The following is a 15,359-nucleotide window of genomic DNA, read 5'->3' on the forward strand; positions in this document are numbered from 1 at the left end:
GCGGCGATGTCATATCCAGCTCTGGAACAGCATCAGCCGGCTGAAGCTCCGCATCGACGTGCCGATGAAGGCCGCAGAGATCGGCAGCATGACCGCAAAGCCGATCGCGGCGACACCGACATAGGCCCACAGCAGCCAGCGCGGCAGGCCGTCCCGGCGCAGCACATAGACCAGCGCGAGCGACGCCGCAGTGGCGGCCGGCAGATAGTAGTAGATGAACCCGAGCGTACGCGGCAGCAACGCCCAGGCGAGCCAGGGACCGAAATAGAACGCCGCGATCAGGAACGCATCCCAGCGGCGCAGCACGATGAAATCGCGGAGTACGAGCGCGAGTGCGAGCAGAGCCGGCCACAACACCAGCGGATTGCCGAGGAAGACGATTGCGGAGACGTTGTCCTCCGCGCTCTTGTCGAACAGGAACCACACCGGGCGCGCAAGCAGCGGCCAGGATGGCCACGCGCTCATATAGGTGTGTCCGGCGATCGCGGTGGTGGTGTTGTCGGCGAAGATCCGGCGCTGCGCCTCGATCAGATCCGGCAACGACACGCCGTAGAGCGGAACGAAAGCCGCAAGATACGTCATCGCCGGGAGGATGGCGAAGCAGAGCGCGACATGATGCAGCCTCAGGCCGGGCCAGAAGTCCGGCCGGTACCAGTCGTCCGGCTTCGCGTCGGCGAACAGCGTGCGCCAGCCCTGCATCAGGCGGATCACCGCAACGATGACGATGCAGACGCCGAGCGGAAACAGGCCGCTCCATTTGCAGGCCGCAGCACAGCCGAACAGGCTGCCGGCGAGCGCGAACAGCGCCTGCGGCCGCTCCCGTCGAAAGCCGTGCATGAAGGCGGCAGTCGCGAGCAGACCGAAGCCGAGCGCAAAGATATCGAGCATGGCGATGCGCGCCTGCACGTAGAGCATCTGGTTCAGGGCGGCGATCAGCGCCGCGGCGATCGCTGGCCCTTGCGCGGAGAACAGCGCGAGGCCGCACAGATAGATTGCGACGATCGCCAATGCGCCGAACAATGTCGCGGGATAACGCCAGCCGAGCGCGTTGTCGCCGAAGGCCGCGATCGAGGCCGCGATCAGTTCCTTGGCAAGCGGCGGATGCATCGGATTGAGCATCGGCTGCGACATCGCCGGTGCCAGCATCTGCCGCGCCGCCGGCACGTAGTGCACCTCGTCGAAGACGAACTTCTCCGGCGTCGTCAGTCCGATCAGCAGCGCGAGATGGGCAGCTAGGAAAATAGCGACAGCAACCACTGCGCTTCGCGACAATCTCGGAACTGCGGACCGTTCAAGCGGCTGCTGTGGGGATGTTTTGCGTGGCAAATTTGCGTCACCGCGGACAAAAAATTAGGATCGCGGTTTTCATTGAACGCATTCCGCCGCGGCTGTCACTAAGCATAACGCACGTCCGCGCCGCTTGTGATAATTTCGCCACATCAGAAGCGCGCGCGATCCGGTACGATCAGGGGCACATCGATCGGTTGTCAAATGAATTTGCGTTTCTGGCTTTTCTCCACCCTGTTGTCGGCCGCACTGTGCGCGGCGCCTGCTGCGCTGGCGCAGACGCGCGTCGGCGAAGCCGTCGTGATCCAGAACGAAGTGGTCCGCGTGGCCGCGGCCACCACGCCGATCTCTGTCGGCGACAGCATGCTGCGCGACGAGACCGTGCGCACCGGCGCCGACAGTGCCGCGCGCTTCGTGATGGCCGACAGCACCAATCTGTCGCTCGGCCCCAGCGCCACGCTCAAGCTCGACCGCACCGTGTTCAACGACGAGCGCAGCTATCGCGACGTCGCGATCCGCATGACAACAGGCGCGTTCCGTTTCGTCACCGGACATTCCGAGAAGAGCGCCTACAAGATCACGACGCCGCTTGCGACCATCGGCGTGCGCGGCACCACGCTCGACATCCTCTCGCAGCGGGGACGCTCCGTCGTCGTGCTTCAGGACGGCGCGGCCAGCGTCTGCACAACGAGCTCACAATGCGTGCAGCTCACCCAGCCGGGCGACACCGCAATCATCACATCGACCGGCGGCAAGGTCAGCATCACCAAGACCAACACGCCGCCCTGGACCTTTGCCGCCAACTGCGCCGCAAGTGCCGGGCTGTGCGCGGTGAACCAATATGCGGGCGCCTCGCCGACCATCACGCCGGCCGTCCAGGACGACGGCATGCTGTGCGGGCGCTGACGATGGCGAAAATCAGCTTTCGGCTCTTCGCCCTCACCGGCCTGCTGACCGCGGCCGCTGCGCTGGCGTTTGTCGCGCTCGACATTCGTCCCGCCGCAGCTCAAGCGACCTGCGAAATCGGATGCGGCGAGCCGACGCCCTACCCGACGTATTCACCGTCTCCGACGCCGACATATTCTCCGTCGCCCTCACCCTCCCCTTCGCCGAGCCCCTATCCTTCCCCATCGCCGAGTCCATATCCGTCGCCGAGCCCGACACCGACCGGGGCCGATTCCAGCGGCAATTCGATCGGCGGCCTCGCGGGCCAGCGCTTCAACCAGATGATCACCAACCGGGTGCTCGGCACGGTCCTGCTCGGCGTCAACGAGCAGGTCAATTGCAGCGACTGCATCAGCGCGTTCGGCTCGGCCGGCTCGTTCTCGGCCGGCATCCACGGCCGCAAGGAGCTCACCAACAATCTGTCGCTGCTCGCCGGCATCGCCTACACGCACTACAACGAGGGCGGCTACAAGATCACGAGCGCGCCGATCGGTGCCTTTGCGCTGCGCTACGACTTCACCGACTGGGGATCGTCGCGTCCGTTCTTCGACATCGGAACGATCCTGACGCCGTGGGAGAAGGCGCGCTATACCCGCAGCTACAACACCAGCCTCGGTCCTGTGAGCGTGACGAGCTCGACCAACGCTTCGAACTACGCGGTTTACGGTCGCGCCGGCTGGATGAGCCGCGTGTCGCCGCGCGACGAGGTCGCAGCTTCGATCGAGGTCTGGCAGCTCTGGCAGCGCGTGTCCGGCTATAGCGACAATGCCGTGGCCTTCAACCCGTTCGACGCCACCATCGCGACCGGCACCGACCGTACCAGCCTGGTCAAGATCGGCGGCCAGTGGACGCATCTGTTCGGCAGCAACGTCGAGACCAACATCAATGGCGGCTGGGTGCAGTCGTTTGCGAGCCGCAGCGGCATCGTCGCCACCGTGACCGGCGACGGCGTGGTGGTGCCGACCATGGGCAACCAGGGCTGGTTCGAATATGGCGGGCGGCTCGGCTTCCGCGTGCAGAAGGGCTGGGTCGTGGATCTCTTCGCCAACGGCACGCTCGGCCCACAGCCCGTCGGCAACACCATCCACGGCGGCGTGGGGCTACGGATAAATTATTAGCGGCGAGCACAGTCTCGTAGGGTGGGCAAAGCGAAGCGTGCCCACCAACTCTCTCAACTGGAGACGAATGGTAGGCACGGCGCAAGAGCGCCTTTGCCCACCCTACGGCACCCGTGTCGTCGTCACGCCACCGACTTGCCCTCGAACGCGCGGCGCAGCACGGCGACATCCAGCTTCACCATCTTCATCATGGCCTGCATCGCGCGCGCGGCCGCTGCCCTGTCCGGGCTCGACAGGAATTCGAACATCACCTTCGGCACCACCTGCCAGGCCACGCCCCAGCGATCCCTGAGCCAGCCGCATTGCTCCTCCTTGCCGCCATCGGCGAGGAACGCATTCCAGACGCTGTCGACCTGGGCCTGGTCGTCGCAATGGATCATCAGCGAAATGGCGTGGGTATATTCCATCTTCATCCCGCCGTTGAGCGCGACCAGCGGCTGACCAGCGACCGTGAACTCGACGACGAGCACGGAGCCCTCCTTGCCGGAGGGCCCGTCCGAAACATTGCGCTGAACGTGCGTGATCGCCGAATTCGGCACGAGCGAGACGTAGAACTTCGCGGCTTCCTCGGCATCGCCGTTGAACCACATGCAGGGTACGACCTTGGACATCGTGAATGTTCCTCGTTGGTTTAGCGTTCGACGGGCTGCGATCAGGCATTCGCCATGGCGGGCTGCGGAGGGACGGCCGCCATGTCCAGCCAGTTCACACCCCACATGTGGCCATCCGGATCCTCGAAGCTGCGGCCGTACATGAAGCTGTATTCGTCCTTCGGGCTGGGATCGGCCACCCCGCCCGCCGCCTCTGCCTTGCCGACAATCGCGTCGACCTCGTTGCGGGTGTCGGCGGACAGGCAGAACAGCGCCTGGTTCGAGGTCCTGGCATCTGCGATCGGCTTCGGCGTGAACTGGCGGAATTTGTCGTGGGTCGCCAGCATCACGTAGATGGCCTCGGAAAAGACCATGCAGCTCGCCGTGTCGTCGCTGAATTGCGGGTTCCGGGTCGCGCCGACCGCCTCATAGAAGGCGGTCGCACGTTTGAGGTCGGTCACGGGAAGATTGAGGAAGATCATCCTGGGCATCGGAAGCTCCTTGGGCGGGTTCTGCCCAAGGACGGATCGCCGGGGGGCCACCCGACACAGCTTCCGAATATTTTTTCACCCCCCGGAGACGATCGCGCCTCCCATCGCGGGGCGGTCTTACTTCTTCTCGTTCGGATCCCGGTGGATGGGGTCGACCCACAGCACGGTCTCGGGCTTCTCAACCGGCTCGATGTCGAGGTTGATTGCCACCGCCTCGCCGTCGCTGCGCACCAGCACGCATTCAAGCACCTCGTCCGGGCTGGCGTTGATCTCCTGATGCGGCACGTAAGGCGGGACGAAAATGAAATCGCCGGGGCCCGCCTCCGCGGTGAATTGCAGGCTCTCGCCCCAGCGCATCCGCGCCTTGCCCTTCACCACGTAGATGACGCTTTCGAGGTGGCCGTGATGGTGTGCGCCGGTCTTGGCATCCGGCTTGATGCTGACGGTGCCGGCCCACAATTTCTGGGCGCCGACGCGCGCGAAATTGATCGCGGCCGCGCGGTCCATGCCTGCCGTCGACGGCACGTTGGTATCGAGCTGGTTGCCGGGAATGACGCGCACGCCGTCATGTTTCCAGCGATCGTCGTGATCGTGGTCATGGTGGGAATGCGAATGGTCATGGCCGGTCATGGGACTTGCTTTCTGTTGGTTCCGTGCGCGGCAACCTAACCCGAAGCCGCATTCGCGAGCCATGCCAAAATCGGAACCCTCGTAGCTGCGGGACGTTGTCTTTGCGAGCAGAATGGAAGGAGAGTTTCATGGGTAGCACGACCGACAAGATCAAGGGTAACGCCAACGAGGCGATCGGCAAGGCCAAGCAGGGCATCGGTGAAGCCACCGGTTCCGACCGCATGAAGGGCGAAGGCGTGGTCCAGGAAGTGAAGGGCAAGGGCCAGCAGGCCATGGGCGATGCCAAGGACGCCGCAAAGGACGCGATCGATCGCGCGGCGGCCGGGGCAAAGCGCGCGACGGAATAGCGCGCGCAGGACTGAAAGCGAAAAGACCGGCCTTTCGGCCGGTCTTTTTGTTCGTATCGATTATCTCCGTCATGGCCGGGCTTGACCCGGCCATCCAAGTCTTAGCAGCACGAAGAAAGAACGTGGATGCCCACGACAAGCGCGGGCAGGACGACGTGGAGACGTCAGTTATTTCACCGCAAGCAATTCCACGTCGAACATCAGCGTCGCGTTCGGCGGGATCACGCCGCCGGCGCCGCGGGCGCCGTAGCCGAGCTGCGGCGGGATGATCAGCGTGCGCTTGCCGCCGACCTTCATCGAGGCGACGCCCTCGTCCCAGCCGGCGATGACACGGCCCTTGCCGATCGGGAATTCGAACGGCTCCTTGCGATCGACGGAGCTATCGAATTTCTTGCCCTTCTGGCCGTTCTCATAGAGCCAGCCGGTATAGTGCATCACGCAGATCTGGCCGGGCTGCGGCGAGGCACCGGTGCCGACGTTGGAATCGATGATCTGCAAGCCTGAAGCTGTGGTCATGGTCTTTCCTGCGGTCTGGGCCGAGGCCGTGGTGGAAACGAAATGCGACACGCCTGCGATCACCGTGATCGCGAGTGCCGACATCAGGGTGAGGAGCGCGCGCTGGAAACGCTGCATAAGGCACCTTCCGTTTGAGGCGGAAGGTGTCTAGCGCAACGCGGGTGCGGTTTCCACCCCTCACACCTCGATATTTTCCAGCCGAACCGGGAGCTTGCGGATGCGCTGGCCGGTGGCATGGTGGATCGCGTTGCAGATCGCGGCATTGGTGCCGACATTGGCGAGCTCGCCGAGGCCCTTCACGCCGACGGGATTGATGCGGTCATCCTGCTCGGAGAGCAAAATGACCTCGACGCCGGCGACGTCCGCATTCACGGGCACGAGGTAGTCGGCAAGATTGTCATTGACGTAGCGCGCGTTGCGCTCGTCGATTTCGGTGCCCTCCAGCAATGCCGACGACATGCCCCAGATCAGTCCGCCCATCAGTTGGCTGCGCGCCGTGCGCGGATTCATGATCCTGCCCGCCGCAAACGCACCGACGAGGCGAGGACAGCGGATTTCGTGGGTGAAGCGATTGACACGGACCTCGACGAACTCGGCGCCGAATGCGTAGGCGATCTGGTCTTTCATGGCGTGACCGCCGACGAGCCGCACCTGCCCGTTGTGCATGGCGCGGAAGGAATCTAGCGGCGCGCCTTCCGGCTTCCACTCGCCATATTCCTCGACGACGCCGACACCGAGCGCATCGAAGGCCTTCTCGATATCGAGCGGACGATCGCCCTTCGCCGCTTGCGTGGCCGGCGTCTGGCCGAGACCCACGGTCTCCTTGGCCCGGTCGGTCAGGCTTTGAGCCGGCATCGCGGCCTTGAACAGGCGCTGGCGAATCTGGTCGCACACCATCATCACCGCCGAGCAGGTGCTCGCGGTCGAGTTCGAGCCGCCGGCAACCGGCGCCGGTGGCAGATCGCTATCACCCATGAAGACGGCAACCTTCTCGAGGGGCACGCCGAGGCGTTCGGCCGCGGTCTGGGCGATGACTGTATAGGCGCCGGTGCCGATCTCGTGGCCGGCGATCTCGACCCGGGTCCGGCCGTCGCGCTGCACGCGCACGCGCGCGGCCGACGGCCCCATCTGCGTCGGATAGCAGGTCGCGGCACAGCCATAGCCGATCAGCCAGTCGCCGTCCGACATCGATTTCGGCTGCGGCGAGCGCTGCGCCCAGCCGAAGGCTCTGGCGGCCTCGTCGAAGCACGCCATCAGCGAGCGCGAGGTGTAGGGCTTGCCACCGATCGGCTCGACATTGGTGTCGTTGATGCGGCGGAGCTCGACAGGATCCATGTTGAGCTTGACCGCGAGCTCGTCCATCGCGCTCTCCAGCGCAAACAGATACGGCACCTCCGGCGGCGAGCGCATGAAGCCCGGCGTGTTGCGGTCGGCACGCACGATCGACACCAGGCTGTCGACGTTCGGGCAGGCATAGAGCCGCGTCGTCGTCTTGGTGCCGCCGACGCAATAGGCGTCGGCGCGCGAGGAGACCTCGGCGCCCTCATGCCTCAAAGCCAGCAGCTTGCCGTCCCGGTTTGCGCCAAGCTTGATCTCCTGGCGCGTCTCGGCACGGTGGGTCGTAATGGTGAACCCCTGATCGCGGGTCGGGACCAGCTTGATCGGGCGGCCCAGGCGTTTGGCGATGCCGGCGATGATGGCGGTCCGCGGCGTCATCGAACCGCGCGAACCAAAGCCGCCGCCGACATAGGGATTGACCACGCGTACCTTGTCGGCATCGATGCCGAGCTGCTCGGCGACGCCGTGCTTCAAGCCGTAGACGAATTGACTGCCTTCGTAGATCACGAGATTGTCGCCCATCCAGGCGCAGCTCGTCGAAAACAGCTCCATCGGATTGTGGTGCTGCGTCGGCGTGTCATAGGCGGCGGTGAGCTTGACCTCGGCCGCATCGAATGCCTTGGCGAAATCGCCGACCGCGGGGTCTTCCTTGAACTGCGCGTTCTGGCCCTTTGCGGCCGCCGTGGTTGTTCCCGTCGAGTCGAAGCTCGCGCTGGGCGCCGTGGCGGTGTAGCTGACCTTGACACGATTGGCGGCCTCGCGCGCGGCTTCGTAACTTTCCGCGACAACGACAGCGATAATCTCGCCGTCATGCGCGATGTCGGCCGACTTCAGCGGCTGGATCGTGGTCCCGGCATAGCCGCCGTTGCTGAACAGCTTCGACTCCTTCAGCTTCGGGGCGTTCTCGTGCGTGACGATCTCGATTACGCCGCGGACACCCTTGGCCTCATCGAGATCGAAACGGTCGATGCGGCCCTTGGCAATCGCACTGGTGACCAGGAATGCGTAGGCCGGATTATCCAGCGGCATGTCGGACGCATATGTCGCCCGCCCCGTGACCTTTGCAGCCGCATCATAGCGCGGCACGGGCTGGCCCATATTCGCCTTGGGCGAGGGAGCTGCAGCGGTCATGATCAGATCTCCATCGTTACGGCCTGCTGGAGCGCGCGCGCCACCACGCGCTTGCCGAGCGCGATCTTGAAGCTGTTGTGCCGGCGGCCGCGGGCGTCTGCAAAGGCGGCGTCGGCGACGCGCTGCGCCAGGGCTTCGTCGAACTTTTGTCCCTTCAGCAGCGCCTCCGCCTCGCGCGCCCGCCAGGGCATGGTGGCGACGCCGCCGAGCCCGACGCGCGCATCCCGGATCGTGCCGCCTTGCACGTCAAGCGCGATCGCAGCCGAGGACAGTGCGAACTCGTAGGATTGCCGGTCGCGCGCCTTGAGATACACCGAGCGAGGCCAGCGGCCCGGGATCGAGAAGGCCGAAATCAGTTCGCCGGGCTGAAGCGTGGTCTCGATGTCGGGGGAGTTGCCCGGCGCTTTATGCAGCTCCGCGAACGACATGCTGCGCGTGCCGCCCTTGCCGGTGATTTCGACCACCGCATCGAGGGCGATCAACGCCTGCGCGAAATCGCCGGGATAGGTCGCAATGCACTGATCGGACGTCCCGAGCACGGCATGCATCCGGTTGACGCCGTCCATGGCGGCACAGCCGGAACCGGGATTGCGCTTGTTGCAATTCTCATAGGAGACGTCGCGGAAATAACTGCAACGCGTCCGCTGCATCACGTTGCCGCCGAGCGTCGCCATGTTGCGCAGCTGGGCGCTGGCGGCGAGCTTCAGGGAATTGGCGATCACCGGATAATTGCGCTGGATCTCGGCATGGGCGGCCACGTCGGACATCTTTGCGAGCGCGCCGAGCCGCAAGCCGTCGCTGCCCGGCTCGATTGCCGACCAGGCTTGCGCGAGCGGATTGATATCGACGATCGCGGTGGGCCGCGTCACGTCCAGCTTCATCAGATCGATCAGCGTGGTGCCGCCGGCAAGCGGCTGGGCTGTCGCCTGCGTCAACGGATTGTTGGCTGCTGCGGCGGCGCTCAGCGCCTGCACGGCCATGTCAGGGTCTGTTGCCCGCTGATACGAAAAGGGTCGCATGCGCCTAGCCTTTCATGATCTCGGGCGCGGCCTGCTTCACGGCCGCTACGATGTTGGGATAGGCCGCGCAACGGCAGATGTTGCCGCTCATGTATTCGCGGATGTCGGCCTCGTTCCCGGCATGTCCCTCCTTGACGCAGGCTACGGCGGACATGATCTGGCCGGGCGTGCAATAGCCGCACTGGAATGCATCGTTGTCGACGAAGGCCTGCTGCATCGGGTGCAGGCGGTCGTCGGTCGCCAGCCCCTCGATCGTCGTGATCTCCTGCCCTTCCGCCGCGAGCGCGAGCGTCAGACATGACACCACTCGCCGATCGTCGATCAGCACCGTGCAGGCGCCGCACTGGCCGTGGTCGCAGCCTTTCTTGCTGCCGGTGAGCTTGAGGTGATCGCGCAGCGCATCGAGCACCGTGGTGCGTGCGTCGATGCGCAGGCGCTTGTCCTTGCCGTTGACCCGCAGCGTGACTTCGACGGGAAGCGACGGATCCTGCGCGGCCGGCGCGCTCGCATCCTGCGCGGCCGCGCGCGCGGTCATCGGCATCAGCGCACTGCCGGCAGCGCCCGCCATGAAGGCGCGCCGATCGAATCCGGATGGTCGGGAACTTGACTGGTCGGACATGGACGGCCTCCGCCGCTTTATCTGCAACAGCAGCGCACGCCTGCACCGCTCATCGCCCCTTAACCGGAAGCAATGAGCTCTGTTCCGAACGAGAAAGGGCGACGCAGCAAATGCCGCGCCGCCCTTCGTCAACTTTTCCTGATCGTGCGCGCGGAACCCCGCGCGGCAGCGCTCAATAGCCGAGCGCGCAGCCGTCCTTGCGCGGATCGGAGCCGCCGGTGAGCGTGCCCTTGTCCCAGTCGATCCAGATCGCCTGCGCGCCGCCGAGCGGGCCGACCACGCTGGTGGTCTTGTGGCCGAGCTTCTTCAGGCCCTCGACGATCGCAGCCGGCACGCTGTCCTCGAGCTGATACTGGCCCTCGTAGTGCAGGCCGCGCGGCATGTCGATCGCCTCCTGCACGTCGCAGCCATAGTCGAGGATGTTGGTCACGACGCGGGTCTGGCCGACCGGCTGGTACTGCCCGCCCATCACCGCGAACGGCATCACGGAGCGGCCGCCCTTGGTGAGCAGGCTCGGCATGATCGTGTGCAGCGGCCGCTTGCCGCCGGCGATGCAATTGGGATGGCCCGGCTGAATGCGGAAGCCGCCGGCGCGGTTCTGGAACAGGACGCCGGTCTTGTTCGAGACGATCGCCGAGCCGAAGGAATGCGCGATCGAATTGATGAACGAGCAGACGTTGCGGTCCTTGTCGACGACGGTGATGTAGATCGTCGACGGATTCATTGGCGGTGCGACGTTCGGCAGGTCGAGCATGCCGTCCATGCGGATCTTGGCGATGTGCTCGTCGCAGAATTCCTTGGCAAGGATCCTGGCGACCTCGACCTGCATGTGGTCGGGATCGGCGACGTGCAGCTCGCGGTGCATGTAGGCGATGCGCGCGGCTTCCGCTTCGAGATGGAAACGCTCGATGCTGAGCGGCGCGTATTTCGTCAGGTCGAACCGCGACAAGATATTCAGCATCAGCAGCATGGTGAGGCCGGGTCCGTTCGGCGGGCACTGCCAGACGTCGTAGCCCTTGTACATGGTGCCGATCGGCGTCGTCGTCTCGGTGGTGTGCGCGGCGAAATCGTCGAGCGTGTGCAGGCCGCCGATGCCCCTGAGGGTTTCGACCATGTCTTCGGCGATCGGGCCCTTGTAGAAGGCGTCGCGGCCGTCCTTGGCGATCGCGCGCAGCGTCTTGCCGAGCTCGGCCTGGCGGATGACGTCGCCGGCCACCGGCGGCTTGCCGCCCGGCAACAGGTAACGCACGGTGTTGGTACCGCCCTTCAGCTTCTCGAACTGGTTCTTCCAGTCGAAGGCGATGCGGGGGGCGACGACGTAGCCTTCCTCGGCCGCCTTGATCGCGGGCTGGAGCAGCCGGTCGAAGCCAAACTTGCCATGGTCGCGCAAGACGGTCGCGAAGGCATCGACCACGCCGGGGATCGAGACCGCATGCGCCGAGGTCAGCGGCACCGAGTTGATCTTGCGCTCCAGGTACCAGTCGGCGTTCGCCGCCTTCGGGGCACGGCCGGAGCCGTTATAGGCGATGATCTTGCCCTCGCCGCGCGGCTGGATCAGCGCAAAGCAGTCGCCGCCGATGCCGGTCGATTGCGGCTCGATCACGCCAAGCAGGGCCGAACCCGCAACCGCCGCGTCCACCGCGGTGCCGCCTTCGCGCAACACCTCGATCGCGGCGAGCGAGGCCTGCGGATGCGAGGTCGCCACCATCGCGTTGGTGGCGTGGACCGTGGACCTGCCTGGGAAATGAAAGTTTCTCATCGAATTCTTGCTCTCTTGGGCCCGTGGCGCGGACGGCGCGCCATCTCGGAAAAACCGGGGTTACATGACACATTCCGGCGGCCTTCGGCAATGCTGGCATACCAGGGAAATGGCTGCCATCCGCTGAGCGAATAGACCTTTCGAGGCCGGCGCCGTGCGGGTTTTCCGGGCCGCCTGCGCCTGCTAAACGAGCCGCCATGTCTGATCCAGATTCGATCAAGGTCGCCGCCTTCTACCAATTCGCCGCACTCCCGGATTACCGCGAGCTGCGCGAGCCGCTACGCGCGTTCTGCGCCGGTCTTAAGCTGAAGGGCAGCGTGCTGCTGGCGCAGGAGGGCATCAACGGCACGCTCGCCGGTGCGCCGGGGGCGATCGACGCCCTTGCCCATGAGCTGGCGAACGGCGACATGTTCGGCGGCAGGCTGAACAATCTCGAATTGAAATTCTCGGCCGCCGAAGCGATGCCGTTCGGGCGGCTCAAGGTGCGGCTGAAGAAGGAGATCGTCACGCTTGGCGATGAGGCTGCCGATCCGACCCGCCAGGTCGGCACCTATGTCGATGCGAGCGAATGGAACGCGCTGATCTCCGCGCCCGACACGCTGCTGCTCGACACCCGCAACGCCTTCGAGGTGGCGATGGGAACGTTCGAAGGCGCTGTCGATCCCGGCATCAGGAGCTTTGGCCAGTTCAAGGATTTTGCCGCCGTCGAGCTTGATCCGGCAAAGCACCGCAGGATCGCGATGTTCTGCACCGGCGGCATCCGCTGCGAGAAGGCGAGCGCGCATCTGCTCGCGCGCGGCTTTGCCGAGGTCTATCACCTCAAGGGCGGCATTCTCAAATATCTGGAAAAGGTGCCGGAGGCGCAGAGCCGCTGGCGCGGCGAATGCTTCGTATTCGACGAGCGCGTCGCGCTCGGCCATGGTCTGCAAGAATCTGGCTTGCAAGAATCCGGTTTGCGCGAACGGGACAAGGGACACGGCCGTGACGAATGAGATCAAGACGCTCGCCGAGCGCATCGACACGCTGGAAACGCGCCTCGCCTACCAGGACGACACGATCGAGACGTTGAACCAGACCATCACTGCGCAGTGGAAGCAGATCGATCTGCTGACGCGCAAGATCGCAGAGCTCGGCGAGCGGCTGCAGGAAGCCGAGGCCAATGCGCCTGGACCAGCCAACGAGCCTCCGCCGCATTATTGATGCCGTCTTACTGGCCGGAGGCCTTGGGCATCAAATTCATGAGCTCGCCGGACATCACCAGGCGGTCGCGGCCTGCATCCTTGGCGGCGTAGAGCGCCCGGTCGGCAGCCTCAACCAGCGAGGCCACGCCCGCCGTGCGCTCCAGCGCCGGCCGACAGGTCGCACCGCCGACCGAGGCGGTGACACATCCGGACTCCAAATTGGTGGCATGGACGAGGCCCGCTTCGTGGATGGCGCTGCGGATCCGTTCGCCGAAAAGGGCGCAGCCGACGGCATCGGTGTTGGGCAGCAGCATGGCGAATTCCTCGCCGCCATAGCGCGCCGCCAGATCGCCGGCGCGTTGCGTCTCGGCCGCGATGATCTTTGCGACCAGACGCAGGCAGGCATCGCCCGCCGGATGGCCGTATTCGTCGTTATAGGCCTTGAAGTGATCCACATCGATCATCAGCAAAGCAAGGCTCGAGCGGTCGCGATAGGCGCGCGCCCATTCCTCTTTCAGTCGCTCGTCGAAGCGTCGGCGATTGGCAAGGCCGGTGAGGCTGTCCTCGATCGCAAGCGTCTCGAGCCTGGTTTCCAGCTTCTTGTGCTCGGTGATGTCGCGGGAGATCGCGACCACGCCGTCGACGCGGCCATTGTCCTTGCGCGTCACCCGCATGGTCGATTCCAGCCAGACTTCGCCGTTCTGCCGGTGCGAGTTGCGATAAGTGAGGCGCGCCTCCTCCCGCTCGCCACGCTTCATGGCGTCGACGATCGCCTGGACCTCCGGCAGATCCTCCGGATTGATGCCCGCGAGCGCCGGCGTGCCGATCAATTGATTGGCGCGCCAGCCGACGACGCGCGCGGACGAGGGCGAAACATAGCGCAGCCGCTCGTCGAGCCCGATGCGCGTCACCATGTCGCTGGAGCCTTCGGCAAGCAGGCGGAAATGCGCCTCTTTCTCGACCAGGGCCGCGGCCATGCGCTGGCCCCGCTGCAACTGCCGCACCAGCACGGCGCCGATGACCGCAATCAGCATCACCAGCGCGACGACGTAGAGCATGCGGGAGATTGCCGCGGCGCGCCAGGGCGCGAGCAACTCGTCCTTGTCGACTGTGGCAAGCAAAAGGAGCGGGAAACGGCTGCTGCGCTTGAAGAAGCTGACGCGCTCGGCGCCGTCCAGGGGAGACTTGAAATAGTAGGCACCACTCGGCCGTTGCAGGCTCGCGTCGCGGAATAACGGCTTGTCGGAAACGCTGCGTCCGACGAATGTCTCGTTGCTGGGGTTGCGCGCGATGATCAGGCCATCGCCATGCGTGAGCGACACCGAGCTGTTGCGGCCGATCTCGAACTGCTCGTAGAAATGCGAAAGATATTTCGAGCTGATGGTCGCGAGCACCACCCCGCCGAAGCTGCCGTCGGGCTTGTTAAAGCGGCGCGACAGGGTGACGACCCATTCGCCGTCCAGGAGGCTCTTTACGGGACGGCCGACATAGGGCTCTCGTTTCGGGGAGAGCTGATGATAGCGGAAAAACGCATCGTCGCTGAGCGTTGAGCCGATCATGCCGGGCGAGGTCAGCCAGTTGCCCTGGTCGTCGATGATGGCGAGGCTGTGAACGCGCTCGATGGCCTTCTTGCGTACTTCCAGCAGGGTGCGCAGTTTGGCGATCGTGGCCGGTGCAGTGCCGTCCATCTCGAGCCGGCTGACGACGCCGACGACGCCGGAATCCAGCAGATCGAGGCTGTCCTCGGCATGCTGGGTCAGCGAGCGGGCAACGTTCGCCATCTCGGTCTCGGCGCCCCTGAGCACCGCGTCGCGCGCAGCCCATTCCCGCCAGCCGCTGACGCCGAGGATGGTCGCGCAGGTCAGCACGACGAACGCCGCCGCGCGCAGCGGCAGGCGGCTCCATCCGGCTCTTTGGGTCGCAAGGCTCATGCGGCAGAATTCTCCGATCGTCGGAAACTCTGCCGCTTCTATTATTGAACTCTGAAATCACTACTGGAATACGCAGCCATCTACCCGGTTTCCAGTAGTCCTACGGACGCCGCGATCAGCACATCGCTAACAAGGTATTAGCAAGCCGATCGGAATCCCGGCGTCGCCTTCCCCTAGCTGAAGATCGCCTTCACCTTGTCCCAGAGCGAGGGACTGTCGGCTTCCGCATCGGCCTTCGAGGGCGTCGGCTGGGTGGCACTTACGGGATCAGATGCTGGGAAGCTGTCCCTGAGCCCGGCGTCGAGCTTGGATTGCCGGTCGGCGACGAGCGCTTCACGCAGATCGTCGGCGTGCTTGTCATGCGGCGCGGGATTGAATGTCTCAGCCATGATGTCCTCCATCGGCTGGTCAACGCGGCCCGATTGCGCTGGTTCCCCTGTTCCGCTGAGGGCCGGAG

16 protein-coding genes are annotated in these 15,359 nt (G+C 65.0%); 5 read left to right on the top strand and 11 right to left on the bottom strand.

What is annotated here, in order from left to right; translation table 11 throughout:
* Positions 1-9: 9 nt before the first annotated feature.
* Positions 10-1,257, bottom strand: coding sequence for a phospholipid carrier-dependent glycosyltransferase (locus GA0061098_RS09785; protein WP_430649256.1), 1,248 nt, complete (start codon positions 1,255-1,257; stop codon positions 10-12).
* 234 nt (positions 1,258-1,491) lie between these two features.
* Between GA0061098_RS09785 and GA0061098_RS09790 the strand changes: the two genes are divergently transcribed.
* Complete coding sequence (locus tag GA0061098_RS09790) at positions 1,492-2,193, top strand: FecR family protein (protein ID WP_165637267.1); 702 nt, start codon at positions 1,492-1,494, stop codon at positions 2,191-2,193.
* Positions 2,194-2,195: 2 nt separating this feature from the next.
* Entirely contained in the window at positions 2,196-3,350 is a 1,155-nt protein-coding gene (locus tag GA0061098_RS09795) for a hypothetical protein (RefSeq protein WP_165637268.1), read from the top strand.
* A gap of 122 nt (positions 3,351-3,472) precedes the next feature.
* Here the strand turns inward: GA0061098_RS09795 and GA0061098_RS09800 are convergent, their stop codons facing one another.
* From GA0061098_RS09800 to GA0061098_RS09810, 3 genes are all read right to left on the bottom strand, one after another.
* On the bottom strand, positions 3,473-3,961 hold the full coding sequence (locus GA0061098_RS09800; RefSeq protein WP_091956137.1) for a VOC family protein: 489 nt from the start codon (positions 3,959-3,961) through the stop codon (positions 3,473-3,475).
* A 41-nt stretch (positions 3,962-4,002) separates the two neighbouring features.
* Complete coding sequence (locus tag GA0061098_RS09805) at positions 4,003-4,431, bottom strand: VOC family protein (protein WP_091956138.1); 429 nt, start codon at positions 4,429-4,431, stop codon at positions 4,003-4,005.
* A gap of 117 nt (positions 4,432-4,548) precedes the next feature.
* Positions 4,549-5,061: a cupin domain-containing protein gene (locus GA0061098_RS09810; RefSeq protein ID WP_007606929.1), complete on the bottom strand. Its 513-nt coding sequence runs from the start codon at positions 5,059-5,061 to the stop codon at positions 4,549-4,551.
* 128 nt (positions 5,062-5,189) lie between these two features.
* Between GA0061098_RS09810 and GA0061098_RS09815 the strand changes: the two genes are divergently transcribed.
* Positions 5,190-5,408, top strand: coding sequence for a CsbD family protein (locus GA0061098_RS09815; protein ID WP_091956139.1), 219 nt, complete (start codon positions 5,190-5,192; stop codon positions 5,406-5,408).
* 168 nt (positions 5,409-5,576) lie between these two features.
* Here GA0061098_RS09815 and GA0061098_RS09820 read toward each other — a convergent pair whose 3' ends face one another.
* The 5 genes from GA0061098_RS09820 to ggt all read right to left on the bottom strand — a co-directional run bounded on the left by GA0061098_RS09820 (position 5,577) and on the right by ggt (position 11,790).
* Positions 5,577-6,041 carry an FKBP-type peptidyl-prolyl cis-trans isomerase gene (locus GA0061098_RS09820; protein ID WP_091956140.1) on the bottom strand — a complete coding sequence of 155 codons (465 nt, stop codon included), beginning with the start codon at positions 6,039-6,041 and terminating at the stop codon, positions 5,577-5,579.
* Positions 6,042-6,101: 60 nt separating this feature from the next.
* Positions 6,102-8,393, bottom strand: coding sequence for a xanthine dehydrogenase family protein molybdopterin-binding subunit (locus GA0061098_RS09825; RefSeq protein WP_091956141.1), 2,292 nt, complete (start codon positions 8,391-8,393; stop codon positions 6,102-6,104).
* Positions 8,394-8,395: 2 nt separating this feature from the next.
* On the bottom strand, positions 8,396-9,412 hold the full coding sequence (locus tag GA0061098_RS09830; RefSeq protein ID WP_091956142.1) for an FAD binding domain-containing protein: 1,017 nt from the start codon (positions 9,410-9,412) through the stop codon (positions 8,396-8,398).
* Between the two features lie 4 nt (positions 9,413-9,416).
* A complete protein-coding gene (locus tag GA0061098_RS09835; RefSeq protein ID WP_091956143.1) occupies positions 9,417-10,031 on the bottom strand; it encodes a (2Fe-2S)-binding protein in 615 nt (204 codons plus the stop codon).
* Positions 10,032-10,203: 172 nt separating this feature from the next.
* A complete protein-coding gene (gene ggt / locus GA0061098_RS09840; RefSeq protein ID WP_091956144.1) occupies positions 10,204-11,790 on the bottom strand; it encodes a gamma-glutamyltransferase in 1,587 nt (528 codons plus the stop codon).
* 197 nt (positions 11,791-11,987) lie between these two features.
* Between ggt and trhO the strand changes: the two genes are divergently transcribed.
* Together trhO and GA0061098_RS09850 are read left to right on the top strand one after the other, a co-directional pair.
* Positions 11,988-12,782: an oxygen-dependent tRNA uridine(34) hydroxylase TrhO gene (gene trhO, locus GA0061098_RS09845; protein ID WP_091956145.1), complete on the top strand. Its 795-nt coding sequence runs from the start codon at positions 11,988-11,990 to the stop codon at positions 12,780-12,782.
* Positions 12,772-12,990, top strand: a complete 219-nt coding sequence (locus GA0061098_RS09850; protein ID WP_091956146.1) for a SlyX family protein — start codon at positions 12,772-12,774, stop codon at positions 12,988-12,990. The genes trhO and GA0061098_RS09850 overlap by 11 nt, the downstream gene beginning before the upstream one ends.
* 7 nt (positions 12,991-12,997) lie before the next feature.
* On the opposite strand, the gene GA0061098_RS09855 is transcribed toward GA0061098_RS09850, so the two are convergent.
* Together GA0061098_RS09855 and GA0061098_RS09860 are read right to left on the bottom strand one after the other, a co-directional pair.
* A complete protein-coding gene (locus tag GA0061098_RS09855; RefSeq protein WP_091956147.1) occupies positions 12,998-14,902 on the bottom strand; it encodes a sensor domain-containing diguanylate cyclase in 1,905 nt (634 codons plus the stop codon).
* A gap of 173 nt (positions 14,903-15,075) precedes the next feature.
* Positions 15,076-15,291 (bottom strand): hypothetical protein, encoded by a 216-nt coding sequence (locus tag GA0061098_RS09860; RefSeq protein WP_028141775.1) that lies wholly within the window; start codon positions 15,289-15,291, stop codon positions 15,076-15,078.
* Between the last annotated feature and the right edge of the window lie 68 nt (positions 15,292-15,359).

The sequence above is a fragment of the Bradyrhizobium shewense genome, assembly GCF_900094605.1.
GTDB lineage: Bacteria > Pseudomonadota > Alphaproteobacteria > Rhizobiales > Xanthobacteraceae > Bradyrhizobium > Bradyrhizobium shewense.